The organism is Salipiger sp. HF18, assembly GCF_011806505.1.
Classification (GTDB): domain Bacteria; phylum Pseudomonadota; class Alphaproteobacteria; order Rhodobacterales; family Rhodobacteraceae; genus Salipiger; species Salipiger thiooxidans.
Genome location: NZ_JAATOS010000399.1, coordinates 1 through 3,598, shown reverse-complemented (window position 1 = coordinate 3,598; position 3,598 = coordinate 1). Strand labels below are relative to the sequence as shown.

The following is a 3,598-nucleotide window of genomic DNA, read 5'->3' as shown; positions in this document are numbered from 1 at the left end:
GATGATCGACAAGATCCGAATGGCAGAGCTGACCTCGGAAGAGGCACGGCAGGAACTCACCTCCGAGGCCGTGGTGCTGCTGCCCATGGGCTCGCTCGAAGACCAGGGCATCCACGCGCCGATGGGCGACTACCTCGCCGCCGACCTGATGGCGATGGAGATTGCCAAGGCCGCGCGCGAAGGCGGCGTGTCCACATTCGTGGCGCCCGTCATCCCCTTCGGCGGCAAGGACTATTTCGAATCGAGCCACGGCGGCATCTCGATCAGCCACGCGACGCTCTGCGGCATCCTCGACGACATGTTCGGCTGCCTCAACCGTCACGGCATCCGCAAGATCATGATCGTCAACGGCCATGGCGGCAACGTCCCTGCGATCACCGAGGTGGCGCTGCGCTGGCGCCAGAAGGCGGGTCTCTTCATCCCGTCGATGTACCTCTGGCAGGTGGCCTACGGCGAGCTTCCCGCGCTCATCGGCGCCGAGAAGGCCAAGGCCTCGTCCGGCCACGGCGGCGACCCGCTGACCTCGGTCGGCCTGCACTTCTACCCCGACCTGATCCGCAAGGACCTCGTGCGCGAGGCCCCCACCGGCAGCACCATCAAGGGCATGGACATCGGCGGCTTCTCGTCGGTGGTCTACGACGGCGCCAAGATCCAGGCGCCCATCGAGGCGCTCGAGGCGACCGAGACCGGCGCCTACGGCTGCAACCCGACGTTGTGCTCGGCCGAGACCGGCGACGTGCTGGTCAAGCGCCTTGCCGCCATCGGCGCGGGTCTGGTGATCGACCACGTCGCCAAGGGCCTGCACGACTGATCCCCGCAACAACCACGAACCGGCGGCGCCGACCGCCGGTCACCCCCCAACCAGGAGGAACTTCCAATGACTACCAAGACGATCCTTGGCCTCGCTTCGGGCCTCGCCATGCTGCTGGGCACCGTGGCCCATGCAGAGACCACCTGGAAGATGGCCACCAAGATGCCGGTGGACAGCCCCGAAGGGCAGGTCTTCCAGAAATTCGCCGAGCTGACCGAGGAATACACCGGCGGCGAGCTCAAGATCACCGTCTACCCCAACGAGCAGCTGGGCAAGGAGAACGCCGTTCTCGAGCAGCTGCAGGCGAACATCATCCAGATCTACGCCGAGGGCTACAGCTACATGAAGAAGTGGGAGCCAGCGCTGGACTGGACCACGCCCGCCTTCGCCTTCGACGACTATGACCACTGGGTCCGCTTCATGAACTCGGACACCGTGAAGGGCTGGTTCGACAACGCCGCCGCGCAGTCCGGCGTGCGTCCGCTGGGCGACCCGACCCGCGTCCTGCGCGGCCCGTTCCGCGTGACCGTGTCCAACGTGCCGATCGAGACCGCCGACGACTACAACGGCCTCAAGCTGCGCATGCACGAAAGCAAGAGCGCCATCGAGACCTGGGACGCCATCGGCACCGAGGTGATCACCCTGCCCTGGACCGAGGTCTACCAGTCGATCTCGAAGGGCATCGTGCAGGCGGTGAACTCGCCCATCGCGCTGGTGGAGGCCATGCGCTTCAACGAGGTCGCTCCCTACATCACCCGCATGGACGAGTACTGGCAGTCCATCGGCTTCATGGTCAACGAACAGGCTCTGAACGCACTCGACGAAGAGACGCGCGCCGGCCTGCTCAAGGCCTATGACGAGGCCGGCGAGATGTCGCAGGACCTGATGTTCTCCGTTGCCGACGAGAGCATCAAGCGCATGGTCGATGCCGGCGCCACCTACGTCGAGCTCGACACTGCCCCGCTGGTCGAGACCATGAAGACCTATTACGAGGCCCAGGACGCTGCCGGCGCCCTGCCCGAAGGTCTGCTCTCGGCCATCGAAGAGACGCGGGCCACCCCCCAGTGACACCGTTCGAATATTCCCCAGAGAGCCCGCTGCAGCGGGCTCTCAACCGGCTCGACCGGTTGAACTGGCAGATGGGCGGCGCCTTCCTGTGGCTGTCCAACGCCTGCCTGCTGGCGATGCTGGCGCTGACCACCGCGACCATGATCCTGCGCCCGATGGGCCTTGCCGCCTACTGGATCTGGCCATGGACCATGGTGTTCTTCATCTGGCTCAGCTTCTTCGGCTTCTTCGCCCTCTATGCGCGCCTCAAGGACGTGCGCGTGGACTTCCTCGCCGAGCGGATGGGTGCGGCCGGGATGCTGGTGACGCGGATCGTCTCCGACGCCGCCACGCTGATTGTGACCGGTGTCCTGCTGATGCAGGTGCCCAAGGTCATCGCGACCTCCACCGGCATCTATGACGGTGCCACCATGCCGACCGGCGTAGAGCTCCCCCGTCTCGCCCTGTCGCTGCCGCTTTTCATCTCGACGGCGCTCGTGGCGCTGACCGCCATTCTCGATATCGCGAAGCTGGCGGCCGGCATGCCCGAGAACGTCACCGACCACCATCCGGAAATCTGACCCATGGCCTGGATCCTCTTCGGCACCTTCATCGCGCTGATCCTCTTGCGCGTGCCCATCTCGATCGCCATCGGCACCGCCACGGTGCTCACCTTCCTGACGTCCGATTTCTCGACCGCGCTGCAGATCATTCCCCAGCAGATGCTCGAGGGTGTGAACAAGGCGTCGCTCACCGCCGTGCCGTTCTTCATCATGGCCGGCAACCTGATGAACGCGACCGGCGTGACCGAGCGCATCTTCGCCTTCGCCAACGCGCTGGTGGGCCACCTCAAGGCCGGCCTCGCGCAGGTGAACATCCTGTCGTCGATGATCTTCGCGGGCATCTCGGGCGCCGCCGTCGCCGACTGCGCCGGCCTCGGCGCCATCGAAATCAAGGCCATGCGCGAGAACGGCTACAAGCCCGACTTCGCGGCCGCAATCACCGTGGCCTCGTCGGTTATCGGCCCGCTCATCCCGCCGTCGATCGGCCTCGTGCTCTACGCCTTCCTGGCGCAGCAATCCATCGAGCGGATGTTCCTCGCGGGCCTGATCCCGGGCATCCTCGTGGGCCTCGCGCTGATGATCTACGTCCGTATCCGGGCGCAGTTCCAGGAGTTCCCCACCCAGCGCCGGGCCACCGTGCGTGAAGTGGCGGGCACCGCCAAGCACGGCTTCCTTGCGCTGGTGGCCCCCGCGATTATCCTCGGCTCGATCATGTTCGGCTTCGTCACCGCCACCGAGGCGGGCGTTCTGGCCTGCATCTACTGCATCCTGATCGGCATCTGGTACAAGGAACTGACCTTCCGCGCCTTCTTCGCGGCGCTCAGCGACACCGCCATGATGACCGCCGTCATCATGATCATCATCGCCTTCTCCATCGCCATGGGCTGGCTGCTGGCCATCGACCAGACGCCGCAGAAGCTTGCGGATTTCACCTTCGCGCTGACCGACAACAAGAACGTGTTCCTCGCTCTGCTGCTGGTCTTCATCATCCTCGTCGGCTGCGTCGTCGAGGGGGTGCCTGCGAAGCTGATCCTGGTGCCGACCCTGCTGCCGCTCATCGACGCCTACGGCATCGACCGGGTGCACTTCGGCATCATCATCCAGCTCGGCCTGCTGATCGGCATCGCGACGCCGCCCATGGGCATCGGCCTCTACATCGTCTCCGAGGTCGGCCGTG

Annotated in this window: 4 protein-coding genes; all 4 read left to right on the top strand. The window is 65.5% G+C overall.

Annotated features, from left to right (window positions below):
* Positions 1-811, top strand: an 811-nt coding sequence (locus HC022_RS21270; RefSeq protein ID WP_008884955.1) for a creatininase family protein, incomplete at its 5' end; no start/stop codon positions are given.
* A gap of 66 nt (positions 812-877) precedes the next feature.
* Positions 878-1,879 carry a TRAP transporter substrate-binding protein gene (locus tag HC022_RS21265; protein ID WP_008884154.1) on the top strand — a complete coding sequence of 334 codons (1,002 nt, stop codon included), beginning with the start codon at positions 878-880 and terminating at the stop codon, positions 1,877-1,879.
* A complete protein-coding gene (locus tag HC022_RS21260; RefSeq protein WP_040383915.1) occupies positions 1,876-2,439 on the top strand; it encodes a TRAP transporter small permease in 564 nt (187 codons plus the stop codon). The genes HC022_RS21265 and HC022_RS21260 overlap by 4 nt, the downstream gene beginning before the upstream one ends.
* A gap of 3 nt (positions 2,440-2,442) precedes the next feature.
* Positions 2,443-3,598: TRAP transporter large permease (locus tag HC022_RS21255; RefSeq protein ID WP_167453751.1), on the top strand; the 1,156-nt coding region annotated here is incomplete at its 3' end.